We start from the raw sequence: 16,031 nt of genomic DNA on the forward strand, positions 1-16,031 counted from the left end.
GGCCCATATTCACCCCGCACGGGTGACGGGCGACCCCCTATTCGCCGGTGGCGCCGTCCGTGTGCTCGCGCAGGCCTTCCGGGCCGGCTCGCGGCGAACCGGCCCCCCGCCACCAGGGATTAAGCTGCGGGCGTCCCACAAGGAACGAACCTGGAGGCCCCCGGTGAAGGTCGGCTGCATCGGACTCGGCGACATCGCGCAGAAGGCGTACCTGCCCGTCCTCACCACCCGCCCCGGAGTGGAACTGCACCTGCAGACGCGTACGCCCGCCACGCTGGAGCGGGTCGGCGCCTTCCACCGCATCCCCGCCGCCCACCGGCACACCGACCTCGACGCGCTGCTCGACCAGGGCCTCGACGCGGCCTTCGTGCACGCCCCGACCGTCGTCCACCCCGAGATCGTCACACGGCTGCTGGAGGCCGGCGTGCCGACGTACGTGGACAAGCCGCTCGCCTACGAGTTCGCCGAATCACTGAGGCTGGTGGAACTGGCCGAGGAGCAGGGGGTCTCCCTCGCCGTCGGCTTCAACCGGCGTCACGCGCCCGGCTACGTGCAGTGCGCCGACCACCCCCGCGACCTGATCATCATGCAGAAGAACCGCGTCGGGCTCCCCGAGGACCCCCGCACGCTGGTCCTGGACGACTTCATCCACGTCGTCGACACCCTGCGCTTCCTGCTCCCCGGCGAGGCCGACCACGTCGACGTCCGGGCCGTGGTGCGCGAGGGGCTGATGCACCAGGTGGTGCTCCAGATGTCCGGCGCGGGTTTCACCGCGCTGGGCATCATGAACCGGCTGTCCGGTTCCACCGAGGAGATCCTGGAGGTGTCCGGGCAGGACACCAAGCGACAGGTCGTCAACCTCGCCGAGATCATCGACCACAAGGGCCAGCCCACCGTGCGGCGCCGCGGGGACTGGGTGTCGGTCGCCCGCCAGCGCGGCATCGAGCAGGTCGTGGACCACTTCCTGGAAGCCGTCGCCGCGGGCAGGACGCTCAGCGCGCGCGACGCACTGCTCACCCACGAGCTGTGCGAGCGGGTGGTCGGCTCGGCTCTGGAGCAGGCCGCCTGAGCACTCGGACGCCGTGCGCCGCGCAGGCCGCCGCCAGCGCGGCGAGGGCCGCCGCCACCGGCCAGTCCCCGTACCGGACGTAGAGGGTGGCGCCCCGGGCGAGCGGGACCTCGTACACCGCCGCCGTGCTCGCGGAGGTGGGCAGGGCGGCCCCGATCCGCTCCCCGGACGGGCCGTGCACCACGCTGATGCCGGTGAGGGTGGCGTGCACCACCGGGCGGCCGTCCTCCGCCGCGCGCAGCGCCGCCAGCGAGGCGTGCTGCGCCGGGGCCCAGCTGTCCTGGAAGGTGGAGGTCGCCGACTGGGCGACGATGAGGTCGGCCCCCGCGCGGGTCAGGTGCCGGCTCATGTCGGGGAAGGCCGACTCGAAGCACACCAGCGGGCCGAGCCGGATCCCGGGCCGGCCGTCCGGGCGGGGCGGCAGCGTCATGACCACCGGCGCGTCGCCGCGCACGCGGTCCTCGCCGGCCGCCTTGCCGACGGAGGTGGCCCAGCCGAGCAGGGACCGCGCCGGCACGTACTCCCCGAAGGGCACCAGCCGCATCTTGTCGTACCGGTCCCCGGTCGGCCCGTCCGCGCCGACGAGCACCGCGCTCTTGCGTATCCCGGGGTCGTCCGACCGCCGCGCGTCCACGTTGACCAGCAGCGGAGCCCCGACCTCCGCGGACAGCGCGGCCAGTCGGCGCGCCAGGTCCGGCCGGGCCGCCAGGTCCTCGCCGACACTGCTCTCGCCCCACACCACCAGGTCGACCGGCTGCCCGGCCAGCGCCCGCGTCAGCCGCTCCCCGGTCGCGAACCGCCGCTCCGCGCCGGTCGAGCCGTCGGCGCCCTCCGCCATCACGCCCGGCTGTACGACCGCCACGCGCAGGGTGCCCGACACCTCCGGCCGCGGCACCCACAGCCACACCGCCCCCGTCAGCACCACGCACCCCGTCACCCCCGCCACCGCCGGGACCCGCGCCCCGGGGGCGGTGACCAGCAGCACCAGGGCGCAGTTCACCGCCACCACCAGCAGGCTCACCAGCCACACCCCGCCGACCGACGCCAGCCGCAGCGCCGGCGGCACCTGCCACTGGCTCGCCCCCAGCAGCCCCCACGGCCCGCCCAGCCCCTGCCAGGACCGGGCCAGCTCCGACAGCAGCCACCCCGCCGGTACGAGGACCAGCGCCGCACCCGCCCGGCCCGGGCCCGGGAGCCCGCCGAGCAACTCGCGCACCAGCAGCGCCCACGGGATCCACAACAGGCCCAGCAGCGCGGCCAGCGGCACCAGGAACACGTGCAGGCTGGGCAGCAGCCAGTGGTGGACGGCCACGATGAAGCCCGCACCGCCGAGCCACCCCTCCAGCGCCGCCCGCCGACCGGTGGGGGCCGACCTCAGCAGCAGCATCCAGGGCACGAGGGCGACGTACGCGAACCACCAGAGCGCGGGCGCCGGGAAGGCGAGCGCGGGCAGGGCGCCGGCGGCGACCGCGGCAGGCCCGCGCCACCGCGGGGACCATCCGCTCCGGATCATGGCGCGCCTCCGCTTCCAGTGTGGCCCTGCCGGACCGGCCCGGCCCGGCAGGGCAGGGGCGTGCTCAGGCGGACATGTGCCGCCACTTCTCGTGCACGGTGACCCGGGTGAGCCGCCAGCCGTCCCCGGTGCGGGCCAGCGCGAAGGTGTAGCGGCCGGCCGCGACGAAATTGGGCGCGGTGACCGTCCCGTCGAACTCCGGCCCCGCCAGCCTCATCGGATTGAGGAAGTCCGCACGGACCTCCGCGTTGTCGCCGGGCGAACCGCCCTGGTCCTCCAGCCGGACGAGCCGGTTGACGACCAGGTGCTGGCGCACCGGGAACAGCTCCATCGTCTGCGCGAGCCAGTCGGCCACCTCCCCGGCGGGGCCCTCGATACCGCCCGCGGAGCGGTAGTCGGCCCGCCCGGACGCGGTGAACAGGGCGCGGTACGCCGCCCAGTCGCCGTCGTCGACGGCCACCGCGTACCCCGTGACCACCTCGTCGATCGCCAGCCGGTCCATTACCGTCGCGAGGTCCACACGCTGCGTCATCGGGACAGTGTGGGGCTGCGGGGTCACGAGGCCAAGGGGCGTGCGCCGACCGGATCCTCCGACGGCCGGATCTTCGCGCGGCCGGTCAGTGACCGGCGTGCACCTCCCGCTGCCGGACCACGACGAGGAACGCGTCGGTGTCCAGGTCCATCACCACCTCGGCCGGCACGCCCTCGCGCATGCGCTGCGCCGCGTACTCCTCGGCGGGCCAGCTTCCCCGCGGACTTCCGGCCGGAAAACGCTCCAGAACCACTCGACCCATGGGACACCCCCTGCGTCTGACTTTCAGGTCTCTCCAGGCACAACGACGCGGAGGCCGCCCGGGAACGTTCCCGAGCGGCCTCCGGTTCACGCGAAGCGGTGGGGCGAGCCCTCCTACGAGCCGGACGCGCCGGCGTCCGCCTCCAGCATGCCCGTGCCGAGCAGCACGAACAGGGCGAGGCCGAGCACGATCCGATAGACCACGAAGGGCATGAAGCTCTTGCTGGAGATGAACTTCATGAACCAGGCGATGACCGCGTACCCGACGACGAAGGCGATGACCGTCGCGAAGATCGTCGGCCCCCAGGTGATGTGGCCGGGGCTCTCGACCACGTCCTTGATCTCGAACGCGCCCGAGGCCAGCACGGCCGGGATGGCGAGGAGGAAGGAGTAGCGGGCCGCCGCCTCGCGGGTGAAGCCGAGCAGCAGACCGCCGGAGATCGTCGCGCCGGAGCGGGAGACGCCCGGGATCAGCGCCATGGCCTGGCAGACACCGAAGATCAGGCCGTCCTTGACGCCGAGTTCCTTCAGCGTCTTGCGCTCGCGGACCGCGCGGTGGCGGCCGCCCTCCTCGTCACGTGCGGCCAGCCGGTCGGCCACGCCGAGCACGACGCCCATCACGACGAGGGTGGTGGCGGTCAGCCACAGATTGCGGGCCGGGCCCACGATCGCGTCCTTGAACACGAGGCCGAGGACACCGATCGGGATCGAGCCGACGATGACCAGCCAGCCCATCTTCGCGTCCTGCTCGGAGCGCAGCGCCTTGGTGAACAGCGAGCGGAACCAGGTGGACACGATCCGCGCGATGTCCTTGCGGAAGTAGATCAGCACGGCCGCCTCGGTGCCGATCTGGGTGATGGCGGTGAAGGCCGCTCCCGGGTCGTGCCAGCCGGCGAACACCGCGGTCAGCCGCAGGTGGGCGCTGGAGGAGATCGGGAGGAACTCCGTAAGCCCCTGGACGAGACCGAGGATTAGGGATTCGAACCAGCTCATGTCGGGGTGCGCTCGTCCTTGTGATCGTCGGGCAGTTCGGGTCCGATGCTAGGGCCCGTGCGGAGCGCCGGTGACCACTGGGGGGTGCTGAAGGGCCTGCTCGTACGGTGCTTCGTGGATCCGGGGCGGTGCCAGCCGGTGTCGCTTGCGCCACGCGACGGCCCCCGCGGCCCCCAGGGAGACGACGATGAAGCCGAACGAGACGAGGAACGCGGGCGATCCCGGGGAGGAGGCGTTGGCCCCCGCGATCACGTACGCAGCGCTGTTCGGGACGACGCCGACCGCCGTCGCGGCGAGGAACGGCACCCAGCCGCAGCGGGAGACCGCGGCGCAGTAGTTGGCCACCACGAACGGCACACCGGGGAAGATCCGCACGGCGAGCACCGAGCGGAAGCCGTGCCGGCTCAGCTGGCCGTCGGCCGCCCGGAGCCAGCGGCCGCGCAGGTAGGGGCGCAGGGCCTCCTGCCCCATGACCCGCCCGAGGCCGAAGGTGATCCCGGCGCCGAGCACGGTGCCGCCGACCGCCGCGACCAGGCCGAACTGAGTGCCGAAGACCGCTCCCGCGGCGAGGTTGAGCAGCGGGCGCGGCACGAAGGCCGCCGTGCACACGCCGTACGCGGCGGTGAAGAGCAGGACCGCCGTGCCGACCGGGAGCCCCGGCGGCCAGCCCTCCGACAGGATGCGCTGGGGCTCGTACAGCAGCACGCACACGCCGGCCGCCAGGAGCAGCACGACGAGCAGCGACAGCCGGGTCCACGGCGCCAGGAGGAGGGACATCCCGGGAGACTAGCCGACCCGCCCGGCAGCCCGCCGTAATCTGGGCCTCATGCTGTCGAACGGCCGGCGACCCCCGCGGGTTCCCCCGAGCGTCCTCGCGGACACCCTGCTGGAGCGGCTCACCGCGACGTACGCGGGGGCCGCGGACCCCGCACGGGCCCGGGCCATGGCCGCGTACATGAAGGACGTCGCCCCCTTCCTCGGCATCCCCACCCCGCTGCGCCGCGAACTGTCCAAGGCGGTGACCAAGGGCACCCCGGCCCCTGCGGAGACCGACTGCGCCGCGCTCGCGCTGCGCTGCTGGCGGCTCCCGCAGCGCGAGTACCACTACTTCGCCGTGGACTACCTGCGCCGCCACGTCCCGCGCTGCTCCTCCGGCCTCCTGCCCGTGGTGCGCCACCTGCTCGTCACCGTCCCCTGGTGGGACACGGTCGACCTGCTGGCCGCGCACACGGTCGGCCCGCTGGTCGCCGCCGACCCGGCGCTGACGTCCGTGATGGACGAGTGGATCGGGGACGAGGACCTCTGGCTCGCCCGCACCGCCCTCCTGCACCAGCTCCGCTACAAGGACGCCACCGACACCGGCCGGCTCTTCGCGTACTGCCGCCGCCAGGCCGGCCACCCCGACTTCTTCCTGCGCAAGGCCATCGGCTGGGCCCTGCGCGAGTACGCCAAGACGGACCCCGGGGCGGTACGCGCCTTCGTCGAGGCCGAACGCGGCTCCCTGTCCCCGCTGTCCGTGCGCGAGGCCCTCAAGAACCTCTGAGCGCCCGGAGGTTCGCCCGCGGAAATTCATTCGACGATCCGGGGGCGCTCCGGCAGGATCAGGGGCATGTCCAGGCACGCCTTCCCCGTCGCACCGTCCGCAGTCGCGGACGCGCCGAAGGCTGCCGTGACCTCCTTCGAGGCATTCGCCTTCGCCGCATTCGACGGCGCACGAAGCTGACCCTTCCCGGATCGTCCGGCGGACCCCGCAGGGGGAGGGTCGGTTCGGTTCAGGGGTCCCGTTCAGGCTTCGAGCAACGGGAAGAACACCATGGCCAAGACGGCCTTCGTGCGGACCAAGCCGCACCTCAACATCGGCACCATGGGTCACGTCGACCACGGCAAGACCACCCTCACCGCCGCCATCACCAAGGTCCTCGCCGAGCGCGGGGGCGCCTCCTTCGTGCCCTTCGACCGGATCGACCGGGCCCCCGAGGAGGCGCGGCGCGGGATCACCATCAACCTCACGCACGTCGAGTACGAGACGGACACCCGCCACTACGCCCACGTCGACATGCCCGGGCACGCCGACTACATCAAGAACATGGTCACCGGGGCCGCGCAGCTCGACGGGGCGATCCTCGTCGTCTCCGCGCTCGACGGGGTCATGCCGCAAACCGCCGAGCACGTGCTCCTCGCCCGGCAGGTCGGCGTCGACCACATCGTCGTCGCCCTGAACAAGGCCGACGCCGGGGACCCCGAGCTGACCGACCTGGTCGAGCTGGAGGTCCGCGAGCTGCTCACCGCGCACGGCTACGGCGGTGACGGTGCGCCGGTCGTACGGGTCTCCGGGCTCGGGGCGCTGGAGGGCGACCCGCGGTGGACCGGGGCGATCGAGGCGCTGCTGGACGCGGTGGACACGTACGTGCCGATGCCGGTGCGCTACACGGACGCGCCGTTCCTGCTGCCGGTGGAGAACGTGCTGACCATCACCGGGCGCGGGACGGTCGTGACCGGCGCCGTCGAGCGCGGCAGCGTACGGCTCGGCGACCGCGTGAGCGTGCTCGGCGGCGACGGCGAGACCGTCGAGACGGTCGTCACCGGGCTGGAGACCTTCGGCAAGCCGATGGAGTCCGCCGAGGCGGGGGACAACGTCGCGCTGCTGCTGCGCGGGGTGCCGCGCGACGGGGTGCGCCGCGGACACGTGGTGGCCGCCCCGGGCAGCGTGACGCCCAAGCGGCGCTTCACGGCGCAGGTGTACGTCCTGTCGGCGCGGGAGGGCGGGCGCACGACGCCCGTGGCCACCGGGTACCGGCCGCAGTTCTACATCCGCACCGCCGACGTGGTGGGGGACGTGGACCTGGGCGGGGCCGGCGTGGCCCGGCCGGGGGAGACGGTCACGATGACCGTCGAGCTCGGACGGGACGTCCCGCTGGAGTCGGGGCTCGGCTTCGCCATCCGCGAGGGCGGGCGGACGGTCGGCGCGGGGACGGTGACGGCCGTCCTGGACTGATCCGGAGCGATTGAACCGGCCCCTCCTGTGGTGACGGCGGACTGGCTGCGCCAGACTGCCGTCACCACAGTCATGCGCGGAGGGACGGGCGGAGATGGGCGGCGACACGGCACTGGTGCTCGGCGGCGGAGGACTCACCGGCATCGGCTGGGAGTCCGGGATGCTGTACGGGCTCGCCCGGGCCGGAGTGGACCTCGCGACCGCGGACCTCGTCGTCGGCACCTCGGCGGGCTCGCTGGTCGGAGCCCAGCTCACCTCGGGACTGCTGACCCCGCAGGAGCTGTACGAGCGCCAGCTCGGCGCCCCCGCCGGGGAACGCGCGGCCAGGCTCGGCGCCGGGCTCATCGCCCGGTACGCGGTCGCGATGGTGCGCTCGCGCGACCCCCTCGCCTACCGCAGGCGGGTGGGCGCGCTCGCGCTCGCCGCGGACACGGAGGAGGAGGCGGAGCGGCGCAAGGTGCTGGAGGCCCGGCTCGTCTCGCGGGAGTGGCCCGAGCGCAGGTTCGTGATCACGGCTGTGGACGCGGTCAGCGGCGAGCCCGCCGACTTCGACCGGGAGAGCGGCGCCGGACTGGTCGACGCGGTCTCGGCGAGCTGCGCGGTGCCGGGGGTGTGGCCGCCGGTGACGGTCGGCGGGCGCCGGTTCATCGACGGCGGGATCCGCTCGGCGACCAACGCGGACCTCGCCGCCGGGTACGCGCGGGTCGTGATCCTGGCGCCGATCGCCCTCGGGTCCGGGCTGATCCCCTCGCCCGCCGCCCAGGCGGCCCGGCTGCGGGCGGCGGGCGCGAAGGTGCTGCTGATCACCCCGTCCGCTCAGGCCCGCAAGGCCTTCGGGCGCAACGTACTGGACCCGGCGCGGCGGGACCCGGCGGCGCGTGCCGGGCTCGCGCAGGCCGCCGCGCACGCGGCGGAGGCGGCCGCCGTCTGGTCGGGCTGAGGGCGGGCCCGACAATGGTGGGGTGAGCGACGAACAGATTCCGGTGATCCGGGACGTGGGCCAGGGCACCGCCAAGCTGATGCCGGACGTGGACCGGGAGCGGGCCTGGCTGCTGACCGTCGACGGGGCGCCGCAGTCCTACGTGGACCTCGACGATCCCGGGCACCTGGAGTTCGAGTACGTACGCCGCCTCGCGCACGTCCTGGACTGCGCGGCGGATCCGGGGCTCGCGCTGGACCTGCTGCACCTGGGCGGCGGCGCGCTGACGCTGCCCCGGTACGCGGCGGCGACCCGGCCGGGATCCCGGCAGACGGTGGTCGAGTTCGACGCGGGGCTGGTGGAGCTGGTCGCGGAGTTCCTGCCGCTGCCCGAGGGGGCCGGGGTCACGGTGCACGCCGCCGATGCGCGGGCCTGGCTGGAGGCGGCGCCGTCGGGGAGCGCGGACGTGGTGGTGGCCGATGTGTTCGGCGGATCACGGGTGCCGGCGCAGCTGACGTCGGTGGAGTACGCGCGGGAGGCGGCCCGGGTGCTGAGGCCCGGCGGCCTGTACGCGGCGAACCTGGCCGACGGGGCGCCCTTCGACTTCCTGCGGGCGCAACTGGCCAACTTCGGGGCGGTGTTCGGGGAGCTCGCGCTGATCGCGGAGCCGGCGGTGCTGCGGGGGCGGCGGTTCGGCAATGCGGTGCTGCTGGCTTCGGACGGCGGGCTGCCGGTGGCCGCGCTGGCCCGGCGCTGTGCCGGTGACGCCTTTCCGGCGCGGGTGGAGCACGGGGATTCGCTGGCGCGGTTCATGCGGGGGGCGCGGCCGGTGTCCGACCCGGACGCGGTGTCCTCCCCGGTGCCGCCGGAGGGGGCGTTCAGCCTCGGCTGAGGGGCGGGCGGCGCCGCGTCCTGGGGCTCCGCCCCAGACCCTGCGCCTCAAACGCCGGCGGGGCTGAACATGCCCTGCGGGCAATCCAGCCCGCGCCAGGCAGGAGGCATCAGCCAAAATCCAGCCCCTCCGGCGTTTGAGGAGCGGGGTGCGGGGCGGAGCCCCGGATCTTGTAGCCGCGGCCGGGCACTCAGGCGGGCGTGTCCAGCCGCGCCGGCGTGTGAGGCGCGGGGTCTGGCGCGGAGCCCCAGGAGTCCTTGCGGGCCCGCCGGGTCACGTGCCGGACGTCCGGGATCAGCAGGACCAGGGCCGTGGCCAGGACGACCAGGGCCGCGCACCCCCACAGGGCCGCGGTGCGGCCGAAGGCCGATTCGGCCGGCCCGGCGAGCGCGGTGGCCACGGGCAGCATGGACACCGAGCCGAACCAGTCGTAGGCGGAGACCCGGGAGAACTTCTCCTCCGGGATCTCCTGGTGCATCGTGGTCATCCAGTTCACGCCGAACACCTCGATGGCCGTGCCGCTCACGAACATCACCGTGCACAGCCCCCACACGGGCAACGGCACGGCCAGCCCCGCCGACGGCAGCGCCAGCGGGAACACGCACAGGGTGCCGACCAGCAGCAGCCGGCGCGGTTTCCAGGCCATCATCAGGACGGCCCCGGCGATGGTGCCCATGCCGAAGAAGGCCAGGGCCAGCCCCCACGGAGCGGGTCCGCCGAGACGGTCCCGGGCGACCAGGGGACCGTAGACCGCCTCCGCGGCGCCCACGACGGCAACGACGACCGAGAACTGGAGCACGATGCTCCACAGCCAGGGACGGGTCCTGAACTCCACCCACCCCTCGCGCAGGTCGGCCAGGAGCCCGCCGCCGGGCGCCCGGTCGGCGACGTGGCCGACGTCGAGGAAGGCCCGTAGCGCGCCCGCGATCGCGAAGGCGGCCGCGTCCACGGCCAGGACCCAGCCCGGCCCGATCGCGGCGATCATCGCCCCGCCGAGGGCCGCCCCGCCGATCCCGGCGCCGTTCATGGCCATGCGGAACAGCGCGAAGGCCCGGTTGGCGTGCTCGCCGGAGACGGTGGACAGCAGCATGCCCTCGGCCGCCGGGTTGAAGAAGGCCGTACCGGTGCCGCACAGCGCGGTGAGCAGCATCATCTGCCACAGCTGGGGGTCCCCGGCGAGGACGAGCAGCGCGAAGGCGGCCTGCGAGAGGCAGTTGAGGGCGTTGGCCGCGACCATCACGCGGTGGCGCGGCAGCCGGTCGGCGAGCGCGCCGCCGATGAGGAGGAAGAGGACGAGCGGCAGGGTACGGGCGGCCGCGACGAGACCGACGTCGCCGCCGGAACCGCCCGCCTCCATGACCGCGAACGCGGCCGCGATGAGCGCTCCGTGGCTTCCGAGGTTGGTGACGACCGCCGCACCCGTCAGCAGGGTGTAGTTGCGGCCGGCCCAGGCGGGCCGACGACGGCGTACGGGCGTGCGGGTCGGGGAGGGGGGAGGAGAGCTCACCCACGGACTATCCCCGCCCCCGTCCGAGAAGCCAAACGGATTTGTCGGACCGGGGGCGGAGGGGAGGAGATCAGCTCGTGGTCAGGCGGACCGAGCTCAGGATCTTCTCCTGCGTTTCCTTGCTGACCTCGTCAGGGACGCCCGCCGCGCCGTAGAGGACCCAGCTGACGAAGTCGCCCTTGGCGTTCTTGAAGCTGAAGGCGATGGACTTGCCGTCCGAGGCGCACTTGTTCTCCTTGGGCAGGCCCGTCACGCTGGCCGTCGCCATGTGGCCCTTGAGGCCGGAGGAGGTGGTGTACTCCTTCGGGTCGGAGACCTTGGTGGTGCCCTTCGGCGCCTTCTGCGCGTAGCCGGCGAACGCCCAGTTGCCCGCCTCGTTGCGCACGGCCTCGGCGGTGTCCTTCGCGCCCTGGCCGCCCTTGGTGCCGGTGCCGGCCAGGGAGGTCGTCTCCTCCCGGCCGTCCTTGTCGGAGTCGACCTTGCACCAGTCTTCCTTGAGGTAGGCCGGGGCGGACATCATCACGACCGCGGAGCCGTCGTTCTTCACCTCGTCCTCGAACCCGATGGCCATGGTGGCGCTCAGGACGTTCCACTCCGGCGGGACGTCGAAGGCGGTGTCGTACTTCGGGTTGATGACGACCTTCCAGCCCGGGATCACGGGCTTGATGTCGCCGCCGGCCCGCGGGTTCGGGCTGCTCCCGGCCGGGGCCGGGGCGGAGGAGGCCGGCGCGGAGGAGGAGGCGGCGGGCGGCTTGTCGTTGGCCTCGGTCTTCTTGTCGTCCCGGGTCAGGACGAAGGCGCCGGTCGCCGCGGCCGCCACGACGACCGCGGAGGCCGCCACGATTGCCACCGTCTTGGTGGAGTAGGGGCTGCCGCCGCTCGGCGCGGCGGGGGCGGGAGCCTGCTGGGGCTGGCCCCAGGGCTGGACGGGCGGGGGCGTCTGGTAGCCCTGCTGCGGGTACCCGTAACCGGGCTGCTGCTGGTACGGGTTCGGCTGCCCCGGCTGCTGCTGGTACGGATTCTGGTGCGCGTCCTGGGGGTTCTGATCGCCCCCGGGCTGCTGCTGCTGTCCTGGCCACATGGCCGGTAACGATAGTGGGAGCGTGCGCCGGGAGCCACGGCCGCCCCCGGCATGGCTCTGGTCAAGCCCATCTACTCACGGGTAACATCGCGTTCCATGAGCGCAGATCAGATGAACGTGGGCGAACTGCTCGCCGCGACGGTGCCGATGGCCCGGACCCTGAACCTCCAGTTCCTGGAGACCACCCCCGAGCGCGCGGTCGTCCGGCTCCCGGACCAGCCCGACTACCACAACCACGTCGGCGGCCCCCACGCCGGCGCCATGTTCACCCTCGCCGAGTCCGCGAGCGGTGCGATCGTCCTGGCCGCCTTCGGCGACCAGCTCTCGCGCGCCGTGCCCCTCGCCGTGAAGGCCGAGATCGGCTACAAGAAGCTCGCCAAGGGCGTCGTCACCGCCACCGCCACCCTCGGCCGCCCGGCGGCGGAGGTCGTCGCGGAACTCGACGCGGGCGGCCGCCCGGAGTTCCCGGTCACCATCGCCATCCAGCGCGAGGACGAGGCCGTGACGGGCGAGATGACGGTGGTCTGGACGCTGCGCCCCAACGCGTAACGGTCCGCGCCGCGGCGGGCCGCGCCGCTAGAGTCCCTCGCACGACGACGGAGGGGTTTTCATGGCCAAGGTCAACATCAGCCTCGATGCCGAGCTCGTGGTGGAGGTGATGGTGCTCGCCGGGGTCGGTTCGCCGCAGGACGCGGTCGAGGCCGTCGTACGGGACTACATCGCGCGCGGGCACCGCACGGAGGCGCGCGTGCAGCTCCAGGACGAGCCCCGGCGGGACGCCGACAGCGTGCCGCAGCCGCCGCAGGGCTGAACCTGAGGCCCTCGGTGGCGCGTCTGGGGCGGCCCCGCGGGTGATCGGCGCACAGTGGGCGCGGGAGCGGTCCGGCGCGGGGCCGCTCCCGCCGAACCACGTCGCAGGGAGCGCCCATGAGCGAGGCCGTGTCCAGACGTTCCGCGATGCGGCTGCTGGGCGCGGTGGGTGCGGTGGGCGCGGCGCTGGGCGCCGGGGGCTGCGTGGCCCCCGTGCCGCCCGGCTCCGGGCTCCGCAACGGCGCGCCCGGAGCGCCCGCCCCCGCGCCGGGGCCCGGTGGGGCCGCGCGGATCGACGGGCTGCTGGAGCGACTCACCCTCGACGAGAAGACCGCCCTGCTGCACGGGGCCCAGGACCCGGCCCCCCTCGGACAGGCCGGATACGTCCCCGGGGTCCCCCGCCTCGGCATCCCCGCGCTGCGCTTCGCCGACGGGCCCGCCGGGGTACGCGTCGCGAAACCCGCCACCGCGCTGCCGGCGCCCGTCCTGCTGGCCTCCGCCTTCGACCCGGCGCTGGCCCGCGAGTACGGCAGGGTCATCGGCCGCGAAGGCCGCGCCCTCGGCCAGGACGTCCTGCTGGCACCCAGGGCCAACCTCATCCGCAGCCCGTACGCCGGCCGGAACTTCGAGTCCTTCGCCGAGGAGCCGCGCCTGACGGCCGACCTCGTCGGCGCGGTGGTCCGCGGGATCCAGGACGAGGGGCTCATCGCCGCCGTCAAGCACTTCGCCCTCAACAACCAGGAGCAGGGCCGCGACACCATCGACGTGATCGCGGCCGAACGTACCCTCCACGAGACCGAGCTACGGGGCTTCGAGGCAGCCGTCGCCGCCGGCGCGGGCGCCGTGATCGGCGCGCACAACAAGGTCAACGGTGCCTACGCCTGCGAGAGCAAGCCGCTCCTCGAGGACGTGCTGCGCGGGACCTGGGGGTTCGACGGCTGGGTGATCGCCGACCGGGACACCGCCCACAGCACCGTCGCCGCGATCGGCGCCGGCCTCGACATGGAACTGCCCGACGGCACCCACTTCGGCCGCCCCCTGCGCGAGGCGGTGCGCGGCGGCTCCGTACCCGAAGGCGCCGTGGACCTCGCCGTACGCCGGATCCTGAGCACCCTGGACCGCTTCGGACTGCTGGCGGCCCGGCCCGCTGCCCGGCCTCCGCGCGAGGCGGCCGCCGGTGCCCGGATCGCCCGCAAGGTGGCCACCGCCGGTGCCGTGCTGCTGCGCAACGAGCACGGCACCCTGCCGCTGACCGGGGCCGCCGCCCGCTCGATCGCGGTCATCGGCCCCACCGGCCAGGTGCCCTTCGTCGCCGGCGGCGGCAGCGCCCACGTCGTTCCCGACGGGGCGACCGCGCCGCTCACCGCCATCCGGCGGCGCGCCGGGAACGGCTCCACCGTGCGCTACGCCCTCGGTGAGGACCTGTACGGGCGCCCCCTGCCGCCCGCCCTGCTGACACCGCCCGCCGCGCTGGACGACCGGAGCGTGGACGCCGGGCGCGGCTGGACCCACGAGGGGGAGTTCCGCCTCGCCGCCGACGACGAGTGGACCCTGCTCGTCCACTACACCGGAGTGCGGCCCGGCGTCCGGCTCGACGGGGAGGAGCTGTTCCCCGTACGGGAGGGTGTGGCCGAGCACTTCGCGGGCGGACTGCTCGGCTCCGCGCCCGACGGAATGACCGTCCGCCGCCGCACCCTCGCCCTCAAGGCGGGCACCCACCGGCTCGCCGTGAACGCCCAGGGAGGGGCCAGGGGCCAGCGCTTCCGGCTGCGGCACATCACGAAGGCCACCCGCGCCGCGGATCTCGCCGAGGCGGTGAACACGGCGAAGGCGGCGCGCAGCGTGGTCCTGTTCGCCTACGCGGACGCCACCGAGGGCAGCGACCGGACCTCCCTCGCCCTGCCGGGCGGACAGGCCGCGCTGATCGAGGCGGTCGCCGCCGCCAACCCCCGCACCACGGTGGTCCTCAACACCCCCTCCGGCACGACCATGCCCTGGCTCGCCCGCACCGGGGCGGTCCTGCAGATGTACTACCCCGGCCAGGAGGGCGCGGGCGCCACCGCCGACATCCTCTTCGGGGACGTGGACCCCGGCGGCCGGCTCACCCAGACCTTCCCGGCCGACGAGCACGGGACCCCGGTCGGCGGCGACCCGCTGCGCTACCCGGGGGTGGGCGGCCGGCAGGAGTACGCCGAGGGCGTCCACGTCGGCCACCGCTGGTACGACGCGCAGCGCGTCACCCCGCTCTTCCCCTTCGGGCACGGGCTCTCGTACACGACCTGGCACTACGAGGACCTGGTGGTCCGGCCCGGCACCGCTCACGGCGAACGCGGCGGCCTGCGCGTGGAGTTCACCGTCCGCAACACCGGCCGCCGCAGGGGCACGGAGGTGGCCCAGGTGTACGTCGGCCCCTCCGGGGAGCTGAAGCTCGACCAGCCGGTGCGCGCCCTGGCCGGCTACCGGCGGCTCACCCTCGCCCCCGGGCAGGCGCATCGGGTCACCATCGTCGTCGACGCCCGGGCGCTGTCGTCATGGGATCCGGACCAGCACGCCTGGGTGGTGGGTTCCGGCCGCCGCGAGGTGTTCGCGGGCCGTTCCTCGCGCGAACTCCCACTGAAGGGAAAGGTGGTGGTGGGGAGCGGATAGGCTGCCCGTTCGGCGTGTCACAGGGGACGCGCCGGGACGACACGGGAGGACGTACCGGTGCACATCCAGGAATGGCTGGAGACGATTCCGGCGGTCAGCATCTATCTCCTGGTGGGTCTGGTCATCGGACTGGAGAGCCTCGGCATCCCGCTGCCGGGAGAGATCATCCTCGTCAGCTCGGCGCTGCTGGCCTCGCAGCACGGGGAGATCGACCCGGTGGTGCTGGGGATCTGCGCGACCGTGGGGGCGATCGTGGGCGACTCGATCGGCTACGCCATCGGGCGCCGGGGCGGCAAACCGCTGCTGGAACGCCTGGGCAGGCGCTTCCCCAAGCACTTCGGGCCGGAGCACGTGGCGCTGGCGGAGCGCTCCTTCGAGCGGTGGGGCATGTGGGCCGTCTTCTTCGGCCGGTTCGTGGCGCTGCTGCGGATCTTCGCCGGGCCGCTGGCGGGCGTGCTGCACATGCCGTACTGGCGGTTCCTGATCGCCAACGTCCTCGGCGGGATCCTCTGGGCGGGCGGCACCACGGCCGTCATCTACTCGGTCGGGATCGTGGCGGAGCCGTGGCTGAAGCGGTTCTCCTGGCTGGCCCTGGCCCTCGCCGTGCTGTTCGGGATCGCGGTGACACTGGTGATGCGCGCCCGGATGAAGAAGGCGGCCGCGGCGTCGGCCACCGGGGCCGAGGTCCCCGCGCAGGGGACGGCCCGGGTGCCGGCTGGCGAGTGACGGCGGCCGCGCGGACCGGCTGATCGCGGTCGGCGCCGCCGTCACCGAGCGGACGCCGCGGGAAGGGGAGCGGGCCGCCCGCCGCTC

General features: G+C 74.0%; 16 protein-coding genes. 9 read left to right on the forward strand and 7 right to left on the reverse strand.

Features of this window, described 5'->3' with window-relative positions; genetic code table 11:
- The first annotated feature begins 163 nt into the window (after window positions 1-163).
- Window positions 164-1,069, forward strand: coding sequence for a Gfo/Idh/MocA family protein (locus ACFTXQ_RS21765; protein ID WP_382643127.1), 906 nt, complete (start codon window positions 164-166; stop codon window positions 1,067-1,069).
- On the opposite strand, the gene lnt is transcribed toward ACFTXQ_RS21765, so the two are convergent.
- The 5 genes from lnt to ACFTXQ_RS21790 all read right to left on the reverse strand — a co-directional run bounded on the left by lnt (window position 1,014) and on the right by ACFTXQ_RS21790 (window position 5,145).
- Window positions 1,014-2,582 (reverse strand): apolipoprotein N-acyltransferase, encoded by a 1,569-nt coding sequence (gene lnt / locus ACFTXQ_RS21770; RefSeq protein ID WP_382643129.1) that lies wholly within the window; start codon window positions 2,580-2,582, stop codon window positions 1,014-1,016. The two genes, ACFTXQ_RS21765 and lnt, sit on opposite strands and share 56 nt — an antisense overlap.
- Window positions 2,583-2,646: 64 nt before the next feature.
- The gene (locus tag ACFTXQ_RS21775; RefSeq protein WP_382643131.1) at window positions 2,647-3,114 is read right to left on the reverse strand and encodes a nuclear transport factor 2 family protein; all 468 of its coding nucleotides are present in this window, start codon (window positions 3,112-3,114) and stop codon (window positions 2,647-2,649) included.
- 85 nt (window positions 3,115-3,199) lie between these two features.
- On the reverse strand, window positions 3,200-3,376 hold the full coding sequence (locus ACFTXQ_RS21780) for a hypothetical protein (RefSeq protein WP_382643133.1): 177 nt from the start codon (window positions 3,374-3,376) through the stop codon (window positions 3,200-3,202).
- A 113-nt stretch (window positions 3,377-3,489) separates the two neighbouring features.
- Window positions 3,490-4,368 (reverse strand): undecaprenyl-diphosphate phosphatase, encoded by an 879-nt coding sequence (locus tag ACFTXQ_RS21785; protein ID WP_382643135.1) that lies wholly within the window; start codon window positions 4,366-4,368, stop codon window positions 3,490-3,492.
- A gap of 48 nt (window positions 4,369-4,416) precedes the next feature.
- Complete coding sequence (locus ACFTXQ_RS21790) at window positions 4,417-5,145, reverse strand: TVP38/TMEM64 family protein (RefSeq protein WP_382643137.1); 729 nt, start codon at window positions 5,143-5,145, stop codon at window positions 4,417-4,419.
- Window positions 5,146-5,194: 49 nt separating this feature from the next.
- On the opposite strand from ACFTXQ_RS21790, the gene ACFTXQ_RS21795 reads away from it, so the two are divergent.
- The 4 genes from ACFTXQ_RS21795 to ACFTXQ_RS21810 all read left to right on the forward strand — a co-directional run bounded on the left by ACFTXQ_RS21795 (window position 5,195) and on the right by ACFTXQ_RS21810 (window position 9,174).
- Window positions 5,195-5,911, forward strand: a complete 717-nt coding sequence (locus ACFTXQ_RS21795) for a DNA alkylation repair protein (protein ID WP_382643139.1) — start codon at window positions 5,195-5,197, stop codon at window positions 5,909-5,911.
- A gap of 270 nt (window positions 5,912-6,181) precedes the next feature.
- A complete protein-coding gene (gene tuf / locus ACFTXQ_RS21800; RefSeq protein ID WP_382643141.1) occupies window positions 6,182-7,363 on the forward strand; it encodes an elongation factor Tu in 1,182 nt (393 codons plus the stop codon).
- Between the two features lie 94 nt (window positions 7,364-7,457).
- Entirely contained in the window at window positions 7,458-8,303 is an 846-nt protein-coding gene (locus tag ACFTXQ_RS21805) for a patatin-like phospholipase family protein (protein ID WP_382643143.1), read from the forward strand.
- A gap of 79 nt (window positions 8,304-8,382) precedes the next feature.
- Window positions 8,383-9,174 carry a spermidine synthase gene (locus ACFTXQ_RS21810; RefSeq protein ID WP_382643239.1) on the forward strand — a complete coding sequence of 264 codons (792 nt, stop codon included), beginning with the start codon at window positions 8,383-8,385 and terminating at the stop codon, window positions 9,172-9,174.
- A gap of 190 nt (window positions 9,175-9,364) precedes the next feature.
- Here ACFTXQ_RS21810 and ACFTXQ_RS21815 read toward each other — a convergent pair whose 3' ends face one another.
- Both ACFTXQ_RS21815 and ACFTXQ_RS21820 read right to left on the reverse strand, forming a co-directional pair.
- Window positions 9,365-10,681: an MFS transporter gene (locus ACFTXQ_RS21815; protein WP_382643145.1), complete on the reverse strand. Its 1,317-nt coding sequence runs from the start codon at window positions 10,679-10,681 to the stop codon at window positions 9,365-9,367.
- Window positions 10,682-10,751: 70 nt separating this feature from the next.
- Window positions 10,752-11,762, reverse strand: a complete 1,011-nt coding sequence (locus ACFTXQ_RS21820) for a hypothetical protein (protein WP_382643147.1) — start codon at window positions 11,760-11,762, stop codon at window positions 10,752-10,754.
- A gap of 96 nt (window positions 11,763-11,858) precedes the next feature.
- On the opposite strand from ACFTXQ_RS21820, the gene ACFTXQ_RS21825 reads away from it, so the two are divergent.
- The 4 genes from ACFTXQ_RS21825 to ACFTXQ_RS21840 all read left to right on the forward strand — a co-directional run bounded on the left by ACFTXQ_RS21825 (window position 11,859) and on the right by ACFTXQ_RS21840 (window position 15,944).
- Window positions 11,859-12,311, forward strand: a complete 453-nt coding sequence (locus ACFTXQ_RS21825; RefSeq protein WP_189973593.1) for a DUF4442 domain-containing protein — start codon at window positions 11,859-11,861, stop codon at window positions 12,309-12,311.
- A 61-nt stretch (window positions 12,312-12,372) separates the two neighbouring features.
- Entirely contained in the window at window positions 12,373-12,573 is a 201-nt protein-coding gene (locus ACFTXQ_RS21830) for a type II toxin-antitoxin system VapB family antitoxin (protein ID WP_382643150.1), read from the forward strand.
- A gap of 116 nt (window positions 12,574-12,689) precedes the next feature.
- Window positions 12,690-15,218, forward strand: coding sequence for a beta-glucosidase (locus tag ACFTXQ_RS21835; protein ID WP_382643151.1), 2,529 nt, complete (start codon window positions 12,690-12,692; stop codon window positions 15,216-15,218).
- A 57-nt stretch (window positions 15,219-15,275) separates the two neighbouring features.
- Window positions 15,276-15,944 (forward strand): DedA family protein, encoded by a 669-nt coding sequence (locus ACFTXQ_RS21840; protein WP_382643153.1) that lies wholly within the window; start codon window positions 15,276-15,278, stop codon window positions 15,942-15,944.
- Window positions 15,945-16,031: the final 87 nt, after the last annotated feature.

It is taken from the genome of Streptomyces sp. NPDC057010 (assembly GCF_042673805.1).
GTDB lineage: Bacteria > Actinomycetota > Actinomycetes > Streptomycetales > Streptomycetaceae > Streptomyces.